General features: G+C 43.0%; 18 protein-coding genes. 5 read left to right on the forward strand and 13 right to left on the reverse strand.

What is annotated here, in order from left to right; translation table 11 throughout:
* Positions 1-6 precede the first annotated feature (6 nt).
* The 10 genes from D3H55_RS11805 to D3H55_RS11850 form a co-directional block, all read right to left on the reverse strand.
* On the reverse strand, positions 7-780 hold the full coding sequence (locus D3H55_RS11805; protein ID WP_119547122.1) for a class I SAM-dependent methyltransferase: 774 nt from the start codon (positions 778-780) through the stop codon (positions 7-9).
* Between the two features lie 83 nt (positions 781-863).
* A complete protein-coding gene (locus D3H55_RS11810; protein WP_119547123.1) occupies positions 864-1,298 on the reverse strand; it encodes a BrxA/BrxB family bacilliredoxin in 435 nt (144 codons plus the stop codon).
* 176 nt (positions 1,299-1,474) lie between these two features.
* Entirely contained in the window at positions 1,475-2,599 is a 1,125-nt protein-coding gene (locus D3H55_RS11815; protein ID WP_119547124.1) for a conserved virulence factor C family protein, read from the reverse strand.
* Between the two features lie 76 nt (positions 2,600-2,675).
* A complete protein-coding gene (locus D3H55_RS11820; RefSeq protein ID WP_119547125.1) occupies positions 2,676-4,568 on the reverse strand; it encodes an ABC-F family ATP-binding cassette domain-containing protein in 1,893 nt (630 codons plus the stop codon).
* Positions 4,568-5,212 (reverse strand): HD domain-containing protein, encoded by a 645-nt coding sequence (locus D3H55_RS11825; RefSeq protein WP_119547126.1) that lies wholly within the window; start codon positions 5,210-5,212, stop codon positions 4,568-4,570. Before D3H55_RS11825 ends, D3H55_RS11820 begins: the two co-directional genes overlap by 1 nt.
* Before the next feature lie 235 nt (positions 5,213-5,447).
* Entirely contained in the window at positions 5,448-6,287 is an 840-nt protein-coding gene (locus D3H55_RS11830) for a DegV family protein (RefSeq protein WP_338067937.1), read from the reverse strand.
* 63 nt (positions 6,288-6,350) lie between these two features.
* Entirely contained in the window at positions 6,351-6,836 is a 486-nt protein-coding gene (locus tag D3H55_RS11835) for a hypothetical protein (protein ID WP_119547128.1), read from the reverse strand.
* 27 nt (positions 6,837-6,863) lie between these two features.
* On the reverse strand, positions 6,864-8,549 hold the full coding sequence (locus D3H55_RS11840; RefSeq protein ID WP_119547129.1) for a formate--tetrahydrofolate ligase: 1,686 nt from the start codon (positions 8,547-8,549) through the stop codon (positions 6,864-6,866).
* A 525-nt stretch (positions 8,550-9,074) separates the two neighbouring features.
* Positions 9,075-9,773: an AIM24 family protein gene (locus D3H55_RS11845; RefSeq protein WP_119547130.1), complete on the reverse strand. Its 699-nt coding sequence runs from the start codon at positions 9,771-9,773 to the stop codon at positions 9,075-9,077.
* Positions 9,770-10,465 carry a class I SAM-dependent methyltransferase gene (locus tag D3H55_RS11850; protein WP_119547131.1) on the reverse strand — a complete coding sequence of 232 codons (696 nt, stop codon included), beginning with the start codon at positions 10,463-10,465 and terminating at the stop codon, positions 9,770-9,772. Before D3H55_RS11850 ends, D3H55_RS11845 begins: the two co-directional genes overlap by 4 nt.
* Before the next feature lie 186 nt (positions 10,466-10,651).
* Between D3H55_RS11850 and D3H55_RS11855 the strand changes: the two genes are divergently transcribed.
* A complete protein-coding gene (locus tag D3H55_RS11855; protein WP_168413055.1) occupies positions 10,652-10,870 on the forward strand; it encodes a DUF3892 domain-containing protein in 219 nt (72 codons plus the stop codon).
* A gap of 255 nt (positions 10,871-11,125) precedes the next feature.
* Here the strand turns inward: D3H55_RS11855 and mntR are convergent, their stop codons facing one another.
* Positions 11,126-11,548, reverse strand: a complete 423-nt coding sequence (gene mntR, locus D3H55_RS11860) for a transcriptional regulator MntR (RefSeq protein WP_119547133.1) — start codon at positions 11,546-11,548, stop codon at positions 11,126-11,128.
* Positions 11,549-11,878: 330 nt separating this feature from the next.
* Between mntR and cspD the strand changes: the two genes are divergently transcribed.
* Complete coding sequence (gene cspD / locus D3H55_RS11865; RefSeq protein ID WP_119547134.1) at positions 11,879-12,079, forward strand: cold-shock protein CspD; 201 nt, start codon at positions 11,879-11,881, stop codon at positions 12,077-12,079.
* 478 nt (positions 12,080-12,557) lie between these two features.
* On the opposite strand, the gene D3H55_RS11870 is transcribed toward cspD, so the two are convergent.
* On the reverse strand, positions 12,558-12,725 hold the full coding sequence (locus D3H55_RS11870) for a zinc-finger domain-containing protein (RefSeq protein ID WP_420808750.1): 168 nt from the start codon (positions 12,723-12,725) through the stop codon (positions 12,558-12,560).
* 41 nt (positions 12,726-12,766) lie between these two features.
* A complete protein-coding gene (locus D3H55_RS11875) occupies positions 12,767-13,420 on the reverse strand; it encodes a reverse transcriptase-like protein (RefSeq protein WP_119547136.1) in 654 nt (217 codons plus the stop codon).
* Positions 13,421-13,666: 246 nt separating this feature from the next.
* On the opposite strand from D3H55_RS11875, the gene D3H55_RS11880 reads away from it, so the two are divergent.
* The 3 genes from D3H55_RS11880 (at position 13,667) to D3H55_RS11890 (ending at position 15,977) form a co-directional block, all read left to right on the forward strand.
* Complete coding sequence (locus D3H55_RS11880) at positions 13,667-14,344, forward strand: queuosine precursor transporter (RefSeq protein WP_119547137.1); 678 nt, start codon at positions 13,667-13,669, stop codon at positions 14,342-14,344.
* 333 nt (positions 14,345-14,677) lie between these two features.
* Positions 14,678-15,076 carry a reverse transcriptase-like protein gene (locus D3H55_RS11885; RefSeq protein ID WP_119547138.1) on the forward strand — a complete coding sequence of 133 codons (399 nt, stop codon included), beginning with the start codon at positions 14,678-14,680 and terminating at the stop codon, positions 15,074-15,076.
* A complete protein-coding gene (locus D3H55_RS11890) occupies positions 15,069-15,977 on the forward strand; it encodes a DMT family transporter (protein WP_119547139.1) in 909 nt (302 codons plus the stop codon). Before D3H55_RS11885 ends, D3H55_RS11890 begins: the two co-directional genes overlap by 8 nt.
* The last annotated feature ends 177 nt before the right edge of the window (positions 15,978-16,154 follow it).

A 16,154-nucleotide genomic window follows, 5' to 3' on the forward strand; every position in this document is an offset into this window, starting at 1 on the left:
GTTTTTTTAAATTTCTATAGATCCATAATGGAATTTAGCTGAGGGCCTTCTTTTGACATCAAAACCCAATTCTTCAAACAGAGGAGAGTTAAAGTGCTCCTTTAAGATCACTCTGCGCTTCGATACCCTCTTCGCTTCATCGATCGTATCTTGGTCAATAGACTCGTAAACAGCCCATTTCCGCATCGGGTTAATCCCAGCTGATGATTCGATCGGATCACCAAACATCGGATCAAAATATACTACATCATAGCTGTCATCCTCTGCTTGTCGCAGGAAGTCCAATGCATTATTATGGATGATTTCAATCCTATTCATGGCTTCATTCATCTCCCTGATACCTGAATCCCATTTTTTCAATCCGTCTTTTATGACATAGGATACAGCCTTGCTTGCTTCGATGCCTGTCACCTTCCCGTCAGCTCCTGCCACATGGCTTGCCACTATGCTGTCGGAAGCCATGCCCGCTGTACAATCAAGAAGGGACATACCAGCCATTAAGCCTGCAGCTTCAATGAAAGGATCTTCTTCATTTTGCATAATCCTTTTCAGCCGGAAGGAAGCAGAATTGGGATGAAAGAAAAAGGGTTCATCAGAATCAATCGAAAACAATTCCAGCCGTTCCTTGCCTACTACCAGGAAATCTTCTGAGTAAAGCTCCCTCAACCCTTTAACCGTTCTTTTTTTCCTGTCAATATAGGACACCCCCAACTCATCGGCAATGTCCATTGCTTTCTCAATCATTGTTTGATTTGTTCTGCCGGCTGTGGTTACTAACAAATTGCCGCCTCCATCCCTTTGTACGGAAAAAAATCCAGGGAGACAGACTGATCAGTCTGTCTCCCTGAAATCAGAGCTTAGGATTATTTAGTCTTTTCCAGTCCTTCTTTGATTTCCGCCATGATTTCTTCAATTGAATGATCTTCGATGTTTTCTCTAGGAATGAAATGTACCACTTCTTTCCCTTTCATGATTGCCATTGAAGGGGAAGAAGGTTCATATCCCTTAAAATATTCACGCATCTTCGCAGTTGCCTCGCGATCCTGACCTGCAAAAACTGTCAGAAGCTGATCAGGCTCGACTTCCGTGTTCAATACAGATTGAGTGGCAGCGGGTCTGGCCAATCCGGCTGCACAGCCGCATACAGAATTCACGACTACGAATGAAATGCCTTCAGCATTTTCCATTGTGTCCTCGACTTCTTCTTCTGTTACCAGCTCTTTAAATCCGGCTTGAGTCAATTCCGCTCTCATCGGTTTTACGACCTGTCTCATATATTCCTCATATGCCATTGACATGAATAACCATCTCCTTTTTACTGATTGTATTTAATTGTTTGCTTGAAAACCATTTCAGGCGCGCGCCTTCGCTGGTCCGACAGGAGGTAAGTCCACCTTCAACTCCAATCAAACAAAATGAAGTTCTCATGTAAAAGAAGGACAATGTTGACTCCCTCGAAGTTAAATAACCATTTCTACTGCTTTCTTGCTTCTGTCATCTGCTTCCACACGGAGCCTTTTGCTTCTTCTCCGCCTTCGATTCTTTCAATAGCCATTTTCACCTGGAGTTTAACTTCGAATTCAGAATCGTCCCCGGCTTGTTTCAAAGCAGGCAGCACGCTTTCGTCCCCTTCTTCATAAAGGAACATGGCTGCCCGCCAGCGGACTAATTTGCTTTTGTCGGATAAGGCTTCTGCCATTTCACCCATCGCTTCTTTAAATCCAAGGTCTGACAGGCAGTCCCCTGCTGTTCTTCTGACCGTCACGGTTTTATCTTTCAGCCCTTTATATAATAAAGGCAGCACTTTCTTGTCCTCGATCATTCCGATATAAACCACTGCTAGCCTGCGGATCGATGCTTTTTCATCCTCCAAAGCCTTTTCGAGAAGCGGAAGGTCATCAATATCAGGATCTTTCATGCTGTCCAGCAGCTGATATCTTGTTTGCCAATCCGGAGCGTTGAACTCTTCCAAAGTTAGTTTTTTGCCTGATTTAGCTGCTTTTTCTTCGATCCGTTCAGGGTTCCGGGCTTTTTTCACAAGTGTGTCTATCCGTTCCGGGGGATAGGCTGCCATCAGCTCTTCAACAACGACTTGACCGATTTCCTCCAATTCGCCATAACGAGCTCCCTGATCCTTCCACTTCCGCAGGAGTACAATATTGTCTCCTTCAAGCTGTGCTTCCCCTATTGCCTTTACAAATCTCTCCGGGAGGGAGAACCTTTTTTCTTCGGACTCGGTCGCCAACTTCACCTGCATCGGAATTCCCTTGAATTCCTGAACGCTTACAGCCACTTCGCCAAAATGTTCATCCGCCTGGACTGACCGGCCCCCTGCTTCTCCTTCTTCCCCAAACGCTTTCCGTACTCTTGCCAGAAGTTCCTGCCAGTCAAACTTTGCATTTCGTTCGACAGCGAGGAAATCAGCTACATGATACACGCCTTTGATTCCTTCAATCTCCAAGATGTCTTTTATTCGCTTTGGTGCTGACGCTGCATCTTCTTTTTTATAATTGTTGCTTTTTCCGCCAGCCATTTCTTCATCTAATATGATTTTCATTGTATTAGGACTTGGCGTTGGTTCGATTGATTTGATTTTCATATCTCTGACCCCTTTCTAGTCCCTTGATTTCTTACTTCATTTTAACATAGACGGCATTCGAACCTAATCTATGTGCTTAGCTCTCTGCAATTTCAGATAAATACGACCAGCGTTCAATCAATGTTTCCAAATCCGTATTATATTCTTCGATCTGCTCCATCAGCTTTTGTGCTTTTTCAAAATCGCTTCCTACCGATTCAAGATCAGCCTGTGCACTTTCCAGCTTATCTTCGGTATCAGCGATTTTTTCATCAATTGCTTCCCATTCCCTTTTCTCGTTATACGTCATGCGTTTTTTCTTTTCCTGTACAGCAGGCTTGGGAGCAGCTGATTTTTCAGCCAGTTTCTTTTCTTTTGGTACACTCTCTTCTTCCGCCTTTAGGGCAAGGTATTCGGTATATTCCCCTAAGTATCTTCCTATACGGCCTCCGCCTTCAAGCACAAGAAGCTGGGAAGCCGTTTTATCGAGGAAATAGCGATCATGTGAGACAGTGATGACAACCCCTGAGAATTCGGAGATATAATCCTCCAGTACTGTCAGCGTTTCCGTATCAAGATCATTGGTCGGCTCATCCAATAGAAGGACATTCGGCTTTGTCATCAACAATTTCAAGAGAAACAGCCTTCTTTTTTCACCGCCTGAAAGCTTTCTGATCAATGTTCCGTGAGATTGCGGAGGAAACAGAAAACGCTCAAGCATGCTTGCTGCAGATATTTGGTCCCCGCTGTCTGTTGTGATCATTTCAGCTGATTCCCTTATATACTCGATCATCCTTTTATTTTCATCCATCTCTTCATGCCCTTGTGTATAGTAAGCAATCTTTACAGTCTGCCCCTGGTTGAATTCTCCTGAATCGAGAATGTCATTTCCGGCAAGGATGTTCAGGAACGTCGATTTTCCGCTTCCGTTCCTCCCAACCACTCCAATCCTGTCTCCAGGCTTGATGAGGTAACTGAATTCATCAAGTATCACCTGACCGGGATAGCTCTTGCATGCATCTTTAAATTCAAAAACCTGTTTGCCGAGACGGCTGCCTGAGAGGGACATTTCGATGCCCGCGGAAGCAGAGGATGATCCCATATTCTCCTCTAGGTCTTCAAAACGTTGGATCCTGGCCTTTTGCTTGGTGCTTCTTGCTTTGGCACCCCGCCTCATCCAGGCAAGTTCCCTCCGGTATAAATTCCTTTGCTTCTCGGCCATTTGTTTTTCCTGCACATTTCTCTCTGCCTTGGACTCAATGAATGCCTGATAATTCCCTTTGTAGGAGTAAAGGTTACCTCCATCCAATTCAAAGATTCTATTTGTGACCCGGTCAAGGAAATATCTGTCATGAGTGACCAGAAGTACAGCACCCTGATATTTTGAAAGATAGTCCTCAAGCCATTTAATGGATTGATAATCAAGATGGTTGGTTGGTTCATCAAGGATGAGTAGATCCGGCGTCTCAATCAGAACCTGGGCAAGCGCGACACGTTTTTTCTGGCCGCCGGATAGTTCGCCCACCTTCCTGGAGAATTGAGAAATCCCTAGTTTCGTCAACACTGCTTTGGCATTCGCATTGGCATCCCAAGCGTTGTGGATGTCCATCTGCCTTTGTGTTTCAAATAGTTTTTCCTGGTTCACCACATTCTCAGGATCCGCCTCTAAATCAAGCAGTGCAGTTTCATATTCACGCATGACCTTGATCACTTCCGCATCGCTTTGAAACACCTGGTTGATGACTGTCAATTCAGGATGGATTTCAGGCTCTTGAGCAAGATAGGAGATGACATAATCATTCGGTTTGGTCATCTCTCCTCTGTCTGCATCATCCAGGCCTGCGATGATTTTCAGCAGGCTTGATTTCCCTGTCCCGTTGACCCCGATCAGGCCGGCTCTCTCCTTCTCTGTAATCGTGAAGCCGATATCTTTAAAAAGGGTCTTTTCCCCATATGATTTTGTAATATTTTCTACTGTTAACATTCTCATTACTGACCATTCCATTCTTTATAAAATTGCTTTAGAAACAGTTCCATGAACTTATGGCGTTCTTCTGCAAGTTCCCGCCCTGTCCTTGTACACATCAAATCCTTGAGCAATAACAATTTTTCATAAAAGTGGTGTATAGTGGAGGACCTGCCATGACGGTACTCTTCCCTGGTCATATTTTCCCTGACCTGCAATGAAGGATCGAACATGGGGTTTCCTTTCATCCCGCCGTAAGCGAATGTGCGCGCAACTCCAATCGCTCCCATGGCGTCCAACCTGTCAGCATCCCTGACTGCCATTGCCTCCAATGTATCCAGTCCTGCTTCATTTCCTCCATGGTAGGAAACCTTTGCTGCAATATCGAGAATCTTTTCTTTTTCTTCATTATGTAATCCTAAACTATTTATTATTTTTTCCAGCTTCTCCTGTCCTTCACGTTCACTTTCATTTAACTTCTCATCCGATATATCGTGAAGGAGCGCAGCAGCTTCAATTCTTCCCAAGTGAGGGCTTCCTTCATTTTTCCCAATATAAACGGCAAGGTTACGGACCCTGTCAATATGATACCAGTCATGTCCGCTTGGATCATTTGAATGGACATCCTTGACAAGCTTCTCAATCTTTTGGATCATCCGTGTATCCATACCAACGTCCCCCTTTTTCTTTATTTTAACAGAATCCTGGTGGATATGGTGCTAGACGGGAGAAGTATCCGCTGGCTTCTGCAATAGCGACCCTTCTTTTCTAATCCCCGGTAGAGGGCAGTATGTCATATCCATACCGTTTTCAAGCTCATACTCTGTTCCAACAGATATGTTCTTTTACAATTGTCGAGATTTCACATTCAAAACAGCAAAAAAAGAGGGAAACAACCCTCTTTCATTCCGCAAACCAGCTGATTCCCAATGTATTCTCCCCGGCATGAACCCCTATCACCGCTCCCAGCTCGTGTGAAGAAAAGGAAATTTCCGGATATTTACCTGACAAATCTGCCACCCACGCATCTGCTTCTTCTTTGTTTAAGCCGTAAAGGATATAGACTTCTTTTATATTTTTGCTTTGCAGTGCATGGTCTAAATAGTCCCTCATCCGGCTGTATCCTTTCGGGATGCTCCTTACTTTCTCTTCGACTTGAAGTTTGCCGTCCTCTATAAGCAGGATCGGTTTGATTTTCAACATCGACCCAAGAAAGAAGGAGAGGCCGTTCATCCTGCCGCTTTTGTGCAGCTGCTCCAGGCTGCCTACCATGACGAAGGTTTTTCCGGTATTTAATTTCGCCTCCAGAAATTTCTCTATCTCAGCCGGGTCCAGCCCTTTCTCAGCTGCCTCCATTCCATCCAGGATCAATTTGGTCAAGGGATAAGATAATATCTTCGAATCTATAACTGTTACCGGGATATCGACCAGCTGGGCAGCCTGCTGAGCAGAGGAAAACGTTCCGCTGAATGCTAGCGAGACATGGATGGAAAAGATATGGTCATATTCTTCCTGAAGATTGGTATAGAGTTCTTGAAAAATGCCAATTGACGGCTGGGATGTCTTGGCGTCTGCACCGTTTCCTTTTAATAACCGGAACATTTCCTCTGGAAAAAGATCCACTCCATCCTTAAATTCCTTATTTCCGATCAGTATATTCATTGGAACAATATAAACGTCTTCGTTGTTTCTGATACCTTCCGACCGGCAGGCTGTACTATCTGTCACCCAAGCTATCTTCAAGTCGCTCAACCCCTTTTTTACTATATGTATGTCCAAATCTATGAGCTCTATGATTCATGCCAATTATATTTTTAATAAAGAATTGCCTATATGTACCGCTACTTCTTCCAGTTCATCAACCATATCCTCTGTTATGATCCGGTTGAAATCAATTATTGCCTGGTGACGGAAGGGTACACTTGTTGAAGAGATTTCCCGCCACTCTATAGATCGCCGGGGACCCCACCACTCTGCCAATTCTGATACGAAGTCCTGCCGGAACCGGCTCCCCTCAGATTGATAAACAACCCCAAGAATTGCACCCGGTTCTCTTCCGGGTTCTGGATATGCTTCAGCGTTCCACTCTCTTATGCCGGCACTCAAGGTGACCATGGCTGTGAGATCAGCTTTGTCCGGGTTGCAGAGAGTCAGGGCAAACCTTCTATCAAGACTAGCAAGATCTACAATATCTTCTCTCCTGGTTATCTTTAAAGATCCCATCAAGTCCAGCTCATAAAGCGCACCTTGCAGAACGACTTTCAGATTTTCATATGCTGTAGGATCAAACATGTCCGCCATCCTCCCTTCAGAATCTACCTAGTACAATCCACTTACATTCCCGTTTTCATCCACATCCATCCCATAGGCTGCCGGTTTCTTCGGCAGACCCGGCATTGTCATGACTTCACCTGTCAGCGCGACGATAAAGCCAGCGCCAATCTTTGGCCTTAGTTCTCTAATATGAATTGTGAATCCCTTCGGCCTGCCCAGTTTTTTCGCATCATCCGATAGTGAATATTGCGTTTTTTCCATGCATACAGGCAGCTCACCCCATCCAAAGTTTTCAACCTCCATCAATTGCCTTTCTGCTTTGCTTGAGAACTTCACATCTCCGGCTCCATAGACATTGTAAGCAATTGTCCTGATTTTATCTTCAAGTGAAACATTTTGATCATAAAGCCTTCTAAAAGACTTCTCCCCTTTTTCAATTACGGCTGTTACTTTTTCCGCAAGTTCGACTCCGCCTTTTCCGCCATGTTCCCAGACTTCTGTAAGGGCGACTTCCGCCCCGTTGCTTTCACACCAATTGGTCAGGTATGCCAGTTCAGGTTCAGTATCTGTGACGAACTTATTTATCGCTATAACAAGAGGAACACCAAACAATCCAATCGTCTCCATATGCTTCTGAAGGTTTTCCAGACCCTTTTCAAGGGCGGGCAGATTTTCAGCAGCCAGATCCGTTTTCTTCTGTCCGCCATGCATCTTCAGCGCTCGCACCGTCGCTACCAATACAACTGCATCAGGACTTGCTCCCAATGCTTCAGTTTTGATATTGAGAAACTTTTCTGCACCAAGGTCAGCACCAAATCCAGATTCTGTTACAACATAATCTGAAAGTTTCAAAGCGGTGCGTGTTGCAATAACCGAATTACACCCATGAGCAATATTTGCAAAGGGTCCCCCATGTATCAGTGCCGGAGTATGCTCGATGGTTTGGACGAGATTCGGCTTGAGCGCGTCTTTCAATAACATTGCCAGTGCTCCTTGGGCCCCGATGTCCTGCACTGTAACCGGAGCTTTTGTTATGTCATAGGCAACAACCATCCTTGACAGGCGTTTCTTTAAATCGTCCAGGCCGTCAGCCAGACACAGCACCGCCATGATTTCGGATGCGACGGTAATATCAAACCCGTCTTCCCTAGGTACTCCCTGTACCGGGCCTCCCAATCCAATGACGATCTGCCTAAGTGCCCTGTCATTCATGTCCAATGCACGCTTCCATATTATCCTCCGCTGATCTATACAGAGTTCATTCCCCTGATGGATATGATTGTCTACCATTGCCGCCAATGCATTATTTGCTGTGGTGATGGCATGGATATCCCCTGTGAAATGCAAATTGATTTCTTCCATAGGCAGAACTTGGGCATAACCTCCCCCTGCTGCTCCGCCTTTCACTCCCATAGTAGGTCCAAGTGAAGGTTCCCTTAGAGCAATCATGGCTTGTTTCCCGATTGAATTCAATGCATCCCCCAAGCCTACTGTGACAGTAGATTTCCCTTCTCCTGCGGGAGTGGGATTAATGGAAGTGACGAGGATCAACTTTCCACTCTTTCTTTCTTCGAGTTTTTTCAATGAGTCATATGACAATTTAGCTTTATACTTTCCATATAACTCAATGTCTTCGTCTTCAAGGCCCAACTTTTCAGCTATACTTGTGATGGGAAGCATTTCAGCCTTCTGGGCAATTTCGATATCTGCCGGTACTTTTTTCTGATTCATATGTAACTCCTCCTAACGAATAAGGAACTTGTGATTTTACTATGTAAACGGCCGTTTATTCTTGTGGCAACATCCTTAGATACATTTATACAGAATGGCCATTCAAAAGTCCATCTATTATCAGGTGCATAGGGTTATACCATTTAGAACACGGCAAAAAATCCCTCCCTAAAAAGGAAGGGCAACTTTAGGAAGAGGAAGCCTGATGTACTGTCATTTCATCCGCTGAACCTTCCTCCCCGCTGGTATAGTTGGAGTTTCTCCCAGGCTGATTTTTTTTTGCAGATTCTGCAGCTATTTAAGAAATGCCTGAATATCCCAAGGTTTACTACCTTGTAAAAGAAAGAGCAGCTCTTTTCTTTCCTGCTTACAGGATTTTTCCGGCGAACTACCAGAATATTAATTGAAATTCATATTGAATAGCAACAAAGTTTGCGAAAGTGCTTAATAAAGAGAAAAACCTGCTCATTTCAAGGAAATTAGAATTCGGTGATATTCTTGAAAAAGTGCAGCCTTTTCTTAAGATTATGATTGCTGTTCGCTGTAATACACTTCTTCAAACGGCTGAACGACTACAAATCCTTCGCCTTCAAATTTCATTTGTACAGATTCGCCGCTTCCCCGGCCAAAAAATGTTTTGAGGGACACATCGGTAACAAAGTCAGGCTGCAAATTCCCGGACCATGCCACTGTGGCATTTGGATCGGTATAAACCGGGCTTCCCGGCTTTACTAAAAGTGTCAATGGTTCATAGTGGGAAGTAATTGCTGCCATTCCTGTTCCTTCTATCCGGACATTGAACAGGCCACCCGCCATCATTCCGGCAACCCTTCTCATCAATTTAATATCCCAGTCCAAACCAGGCTGAAATGCAAGCAGATCATTGCCATTAACATAAATCGCTTCATTGTTAAGATGAAGGATGGATATCTTCTTTCCTTGATCGGCCAAGTATAGTTTTCCTTCGCCGTTGGCTTTCATTAAAGCAGTACCCTCTCCGGTCAGGGCTTTTTTAAACAACTTGCCCAATCCGTGCTCGAGGACTCCTTCTCTTTCAAACTTGATAGCACCCCGATAAGAAACCATAGAGCCCATCTTTGCCCACACTTCTCCATCCAGGTTCACTTCCAGCATCCTTGGCGTTTCCAACTCAAATAAACCTTCGCCTTTATCTTCCTGCTGAGTCTGTTTAATGAATTCATCAATTGAAAAACGTTGATTCATCTTACCCCTCCATTCAGTGTTTTTCTGAACATGAACAGCGTCATGAAAGTCAGTGCCTGCTTCAGCTCCAGAGATAAATTCTCTATAAGTTTGGAAGGGACACCCTTCTTGAATACCCATGCTTCGTCCTCTTTCACCATTCCATTGTCAGCTGCCAATTTCTCCAGTTCCCAAGGCATCATTGTATTGCATATTACATCTTCCCCATGCAGCCTCGGTAATGAATTCTCCCGCGGATGGGCCGTTGGGCCAAGAATACCGATACATAATCTGCCATCCACTTTAATGATGTCTGATGCTTTCCTTAAGGCTTCCAATGGATCCTGTGTCCACTCCAGGGAATTGATCATCATAACTGCATCGAATTCACCTTTTTCAAACGGTGGTGATGAAAGATCGCCTTGAAGGAAGTTCAACCCTTTCCGTTCTTGCTTCTTTGCAAACTCAACCATTTTTTCAGACAAGTCCATACCTGTCACATCATACCCTTTACTGTTCAGTAAAAAGGAGCCGAATCCATCACCGCAGCCCAGGTCTGCCAGGCTGCTTCCGGACGGGACATTGCGCATGATGAATGGTACAATATCCTTCCTGCTCCCCTCTGTCCACATCTGTACACTTCTGCTGTGCCAGCTGCCCGCGTTATCATCCCAACGCTCCCGGGCGCTGTCATGCCATTTCCTGCCAGTCATATGCCACCTTCTTTGCACTACCTTATGTAGTAATTATAGTAATTCCGTATATGTAATCATTTCTCAATTAACAGGGCAAAGTCCTTCTTATTTCCCGGAGATAATAGCGAAAGTTTGTAAATCCGCTGTTAAAATCTGCTTTTTTGACCATACTAGGGATGAGAAAATTTGTAAAGGGGTATGCAGATGGAGGAAATCACTAAGATACAACGTCATCCGAACGGGCAGATCATCAGTTTTCAAACTTCCACGGGGAGAATCATTTCTTATCAAAAAGCGGTTATGGAAGCTAATGAAGGTTTGTTGGCAGGTGTGAGTGTGGATTTCGACGAAGAGGGATTTTCCCAGCTCGCAGACAATTATAATCAAGGCAGCGCTTTTTCAGATCTTCCTGAAATATTTTGAGCTTCTAAATCAGTTTTTAATACAAGGCTGTGTTCGCATATTTTGTGGCTTTCGGAAAAATCCCAGGCACCGGATTTTCCCCTTGTATCCAAAGGTTTTACGTTCAAAAAAATGAGCAGCTCTTTACCCTGCTCACCGGAATTTTTACGAAGATCTACAGAATATTAATTGAAAGTTATATTGAATAGCAACAAAGTTTGCAAAAAGATCCTGATACAAACATATAAAAGGACGATTGTACCCCAATCGTCCTTTTTACCCGTCTGCATTTTTGGTCTGTATATCTCTAAGGCTTTTAAGAAGATCATCATTTTCTTCGAATAATTGGACAAGGTCCCCGATCCTGTCGATGGAGTCCCAGCTTAGATGATGTTCTATTCCTTCAACATCTTCATAAATATTTTCTTCCTTCACTCCGATTAAATTCAGGAATTGTTCCAGGAGTTCGTGCCTGAAAACAAGCCGTTTTCCAATTTTGTTCCCTTTGGAAGTCAATACCAGACCTCTGTACTTTTCATATACGAGGTAATCATCTTTATCCAGTTTCTGTACCATTTTGGTTACTGAGGAGGGATGGACTGACAAGGCATCAGCAATATCTGAAACTCTGGCATATCCTTTATTATCGATTAATAAATAAATCTGTTCTATATAATCCTCCATACTTGGCGTTGGCATATTGAACCCTCCACGTTGGTAAAATATCATTAAAAGTTTACTATATAAAATGATTGAATACAACCCAAACTGCCTCTTGGCATTTAGAACACCCGATATTACACTGTTTTTGACTATCCGGCAGTGCTTTAGTATCACTATCTGAAACCGTTTAAATTTTCTTACAAAAAGTGCTCTAACATTCTTGACTATACTTTGGTCAGTATTGTATATTAAAGACATCATTTAACGGAATTCTTTGTTTTCTAACATGACTGCAAAAGGTTCTTATAATGATAATATTTCCATAAGCACTAAAATGTGCTTGAAAGATTTAGGAGGAACAGAATTATGCAAAACGGTAAAGTAAAATGGTTTAACAACGAAAAAGGTTTTGGCTTCATCGAAGTTGAAGGCGGAGACGATGTATTTGTTCACTTCACTGCTATCCAAGGTGACGGTTTCAAATCATTAGAAGAAGGTCAAGAAGTTTCTTTCGAAATCGTAGAAGGCAACCGCGGACCTCAAGCTGCTAACGTAACTAAACTATAATTTTGACTATAATAGATAAAGGAAGCCGGCTGTGCCGGCTTCCTTTTTTTATTTCATCTCATCTTTGTAAACCGTATGATAAAAAGAACCTATTTCATCTGAGACTGGTTAACAATAAAATAGAAGATATCCTCTTTCTTTTTCAGGGAGGCTTCCCGGCTATAATGAAAAAAAACCTTTTCTTCATGATTTCATGCAATAGGAACAGCAGTTTTTATTTTAGGCTCTTTTCGTAATCTTTGCCGCTATTCAATATTAATATCAAATAATATCCTGGTAATTCCTCGTAAAACCCCCGGTGAGCAGGAAAGAAAAGAGCTGCTCGTTCTTTTTCGAGTGTAAAACCTTTGATAACAGGGGAAAAAGTCCGGCACCTGGGATTTTTCCGAAAGAAACAATAAATGCGAAAACAGCCTAACCAGCCTAATATTATCAAAATTCCAGCAGAGAGAAGCCTTTACGTTTTCCCTCCAGGCCATTATGATAAGTTCTTTCCCAATTCCTTGATCTTTTGTCCCACTGTACATTGCTCGATGCAAAAACGATGGGCATGTTTTTTACCATGCTCTTTTCTAAAGTGGGCTTTCAATAAACAATCCTCACAATAGGCTGCCAGGATTTCGTCGAGCTTGTCAATGACCTGTATGCGCTCCAAAGAGTTTCATCACCTTTCTATAGTCCGGTATTTCACTTTTTTGAATGACTGTGGATAAATGTATCTTGAAGGGCTTGGTTTGCCAAATTATCTGCTTCTTTATTTTGTTTCCTGTTGATCGCTTCATATTGCGGTTTTAACCCCATCGATTTCATTTTCGCCTCAATTCGATCAAGCCAGCGGTTCAATGTATCCTCATAGCATGGCCATTCCCCTTCAAGTTGTTTCAAAACCACTTGTGAATCCCCTTTTATAAGACAGGGAATGTTACGGACACCAAGTTCTTCCAACAACTGGATACTGGAAAAAAGGGCGGCATATTCAGCTTCATTATTATTTTCCATTTCTTGGATTTTCTCGTTTTTGCGGATTCTGTAATCCACTCCGCCTTTCTGATAATAAATCACCATCCCAAGTCCTGCAAGAGCTTTGTCCTTATCGTATCCTCCGTCGAAATAGACAACAATATCTTCCGGCTCCTGTTCCAGCTCCTCACTAAGCTTAAGAAATTCTTTCCGGGTCCACTCATTTTCCATCTCGTCACGTATTACAATATTTCCGGCTCTTCCCGTCTTCACTAGATCCTCTATAAGATAATCCACGTATCTTCTGTTCATCCACTCCGATTCAAAGATTATTTTATCAGGTATCTTTCCGCTGTATGTCCAAATCACCTTCATTTTCATGTTTTTTCTCTCCTTCCAGTCACTTCTATTGTCCATTCAATCCTTACTATGTATAATGAACAAGGTCATTTTTTTTGCTGTTTTGTTGAAATTTTGGTTTTTCATTCGTTCCTTAAAAAACAATCCGCTGCATACCGAAAGAAATCCTTTTAAATTGAGCGTATACGCGGGAGGCAAAGTAAACAATATATATAAGTTGTCTTTAGTATATGCATTTTCTCACTATACTTTCAGGGAGTGAACAATATGTTTAATGAATGGTTCGGCCTTTTTTTTGTTATTGTTAATTTCATATTGGTCTTGACCATGTATAAAATTTTTGGCAAGACCGGCTTGTTTGTATGGATCGGCGTTTCAACTATATTAGCCAATTTACAGGTGATTAAAACAATAGAGATTTTTGGATTGACAGCTACTCTGGGGAATGCAATGTACGGTACAGCCTTTCTCGTTACAGATATCCTGAACGAGAAGTACGGAAAGAAAGAAGCGCAAAAAGCCGTATGGCTGGGATTCTTCACCTTGCTGGTAATGACCATAATCATGCAGATGGCTCTTGTATTCCATCCGCACCCCGATGATATTGCGCAAGGCTCACTCGAAACCATATTTGGTATGATACCCCGAATAGCAATCGGAAGCCTGGCTGCTTATCTGGTCAGCCAATTTGCGGATGTTTATATTTTTTCGTTTCTTAGGAAAAGGTTCCCAAAAGATTCACAATTCTGGATCAGGAATAATGGCAGCACTATGATCAGCCAGCTGATTGATACCCTGGTGTTTACCTCCATTGCCTTTATGGGTGAATTTCCGTTTGATATATGGGTGCAGATCTTCCTTACCACGTATATTTTAAAATGGATCGTTGCCTTGATTGATACACCGTTTGGATACCTTGCCAAGCGAATGAATGTAAAGGATTGACGAATATCATGCTTGAAACGGGCAGCTGCCTGTTTCAATTTTTTTTGCAATTTTTGAAGATTTCATCTTTATAAGTTGCTCTTTTCTAAAATTTGCTGCTATTCAGTATATATTTCAAATAATATCCTGGTAAATCGCCGTAAACATCCTGGTAAGCAGGAAAGAATAGAGAGGCTCGTTCTTGTTCGAGTATAAAACCCAGAATAAAGGAGAAAATTCCTGCACTTGAGATTGTTCCAAAAATAACAATATCCGGGAACACCCTTTTAAATTGAAGTTTTTCCAAATCCTGTTTAGACTTAAAGATATGATAAATTGTTTTGAGGTGAAATCATGGTAGAAGTATACATAGATGGCGCAAGTGCTGGTGATCCCGGGAACAGCGGAGCCGGTATAGTTATTAAAGGCAGCGGGGAAAACCTATCTTATTCCCTTCCACTCGGGATTAAAGAAAATCATGAGGCAGAATATCTTGCCTGTATCAAGGCCCTGAAAATCTGCAAAGAAAAAGGCTTTAAAGTCCTTTCATTCAGAAGCGATTCCCAGGCTGTTGTCAATGCAGTTGAAAAAGAGTTTGCCCGCAATAAAAAGTACAAACAGTTGTTGGAAGAAATACTGCAGCTTGCTGGAGAGTTTGATTTGTTCTTTATCAAATGGATTCCAAGCAAAGAAAATAAACGGGCAGATGAACTTGCCCGGCAGGCTATTCATCTGAACACAGCTCATGAATAAAAAGAAATGGGCAGCAGATTTTTCCCTGCTTTCAGTTGCCTTTATATGGGGAACCACGTTTGTCATCATCCAGAATGCCATTTCCACCCTTCCTCCTTTCGCATTTAATACAGTAAGGTTCACTTTAGGAGGACTGTCTCTTCTGCTGCTTTTATTGATAAAAAGCAAAGGCCGTATAAGTTTCCAGCGAAGCAGTTTGCTGCCGGGTGTTATACTTGGCTGCTTTCTTTATGCCGGATATGCTTTCCAGACTTTTGGACTATTGTACACCACGCCCGCAAAGGCAGGATTCATTACAGGTTTAAGCGTTGTTCTTGTTCCCTTATTAAGCTTTGCAATACTGCGACATAAACCCCGGACCGCAGCGGCCGCAGGGGCATTATCCGCCGTTCTGGGTCTGTATTTATTAGCTGCCGGGCATGCACAGTCGCTGAATCTTGGAGACCTGCTTGTCATGATATGTGCATTTGGATTTGCTCTTCATATCATTTTCACTGATAAATATTCAAAGGCTGCTTCCGCATTACAGCTAACAATCATCCAAATCCTTACAGTTGCAGGGTTGTCTTCAATCTCCATGCTGTTGTATGAAGATTGGCAGGGTGCGCTGGCTATTTCGACCTTGCTCAACCCTGAAGTACTATCAGCGTTACTCATAACAGCCCTGCTGGCTACCTCAGCAGCATATCTGATTCAGACTGCCGCCCAGCGGCATACCACTCCTGCAAGGGTGGCCGTCATCCTGACTATGGAGCCCGTGTTTGCCGCCATCTTCTCTTATATATGGATTGGCGAAGAACTTACACCCATCGCAGCCACGGGCTGTCTACTGATCTTCCTGGGTATGCTGATGGCGGAATTGCCTCAGCTGTTTAGAATGCTGGTTAACAAAAATACCTGAAGGTACTAAAAAAGCAAAGACACCACAGCCGCTGTCTTTGCTTTTTGCTTTGTACAAGCCATCCGGCATAAGGGTACAAACATTAGATCTTCAAATGCACCTTTGGCATTCTCTTGAGTTTACATACTCCGGCACAGCCAAGACATCGGCCGGCATTTCAAAAGACCAACGGTTTCA

Origin of the sequence: Bacillus salacetis, from assembly GCF_003581585.1 — a bacterium.
Taxonomy (GTDB): domain Bacteria; phylum Bacillota; class Bacilli; order Bacillales; family Bacillaceae_B; genus Rossellomorea; species Rossellomorea salacetis.

Excerpts from the sequence above, each read along its gene's own strand:
- D3H55_RS11845 (WP_119547130.1), bottom strand. The coding sequence starts at position 9,773 with ATGAATCAACGTTTTTCAATTGATGAATTCATTAAACAGACTCAGCAG.
- cspD (WP_119547134.1), top strand. The coding sequence starts at position 11,879 with ATGCAAAACGGTAAAGTAAAATGGTTTAACAACGAAAAAGGTTTTGGC.
- D3H55_RS11835 (WP_119547128.1), bottom strand. The coding sequence starts at position 6,836 with ATGTTTGATCCTACAGCATATGAAAATCTGAAAGTCGTTCTGCAAGGT.
- mntR (WP_119547133.1), bottom strand. The coding sequence starts at position 11,548 with ATGCCAACGCCAAGTATGGAGGATTATATAGAACAGATTTATTTATTA.
- D3H55_RS11825 (WP_119547126.1), bottom strand. The coding sequence starts at position 5,212 with ATGGATACACGGATGATCCAAAAGATTGAGAAGCTTGTCAAGGATGTC.
- D3H55_RS11880 (WP_119547137.1), top strand. The coding sequence starts at position 13,667 with ATGTTTAATGAATGGTTCGGCCTTTTTTTTGTTATTGTTAATTTCATA.
- D3H55_RS11885 (WP_119547138.1), top strand. The coding sequence starts at position 14,678 with ATGGTAGAAGTATACATAGATGGCGCAAGTGCTGGTGATCCCGGGAAC.
- D3H55_RS11810 (WP_119547123.1), bottom strand. The coding sequence starts at position 1,298 with ATGTCAATGGCATATGAGGAATATATGAGACAGGTCGTAAAACCGATG.
- D3H55_RS11840 (WP_119547129.1), bottom strand. The coding sequence starts at position 8,549 with ATGAATCAGAAAAAAGTACCGGCAGATATCGAAATTGCCCAGAAGGCT.
- D3H55_RS11875 (WP_119547136.1), bottom strand. The coding sequence starts at position 13,420 with ATGAAAATGAAGGTGATTTGGACATACAGCGGAAAGATACCTGATAAA.
- D3H55_RS11890 (WP_119547139.1), top strand. The coding sequence starts at position 15,069 with ATGAATAAAAAGAAATGGGCAGCAGATTTTTCCCTGCTTTCAGTTGCC.
- D3H55_RS11820 (WP_119547125.1), bottom strand. The coding sequence starts at position 4,568 with ATGAGAATGTTAACAGTAGAAAATATTACAAAATCATATGGGGAAAAG.
- D3H55_RS11815 (WP_119547124.1), bottom strand. The coding sequence starts at position 2,599 with ATGAAAATCAAATCAATCGAACCAACGCCAAGTCCTAATACAATGAAA.
- D3H55_RS11850 (WP_119547131.1), bottom strand. The coding sequence starts at position 10,465 with ATGACTGGCAGGAAATGGCATGACAGCGCCCGGGAGCGTTGGGATGAT.
- D3H55_RS11855 (WP_168413055.1), top strand. The coding sequence starts at position 10,652 with ATGGAGGAAATCACTAAGATACAACGTCATCCGAACGGGCAGATCATC.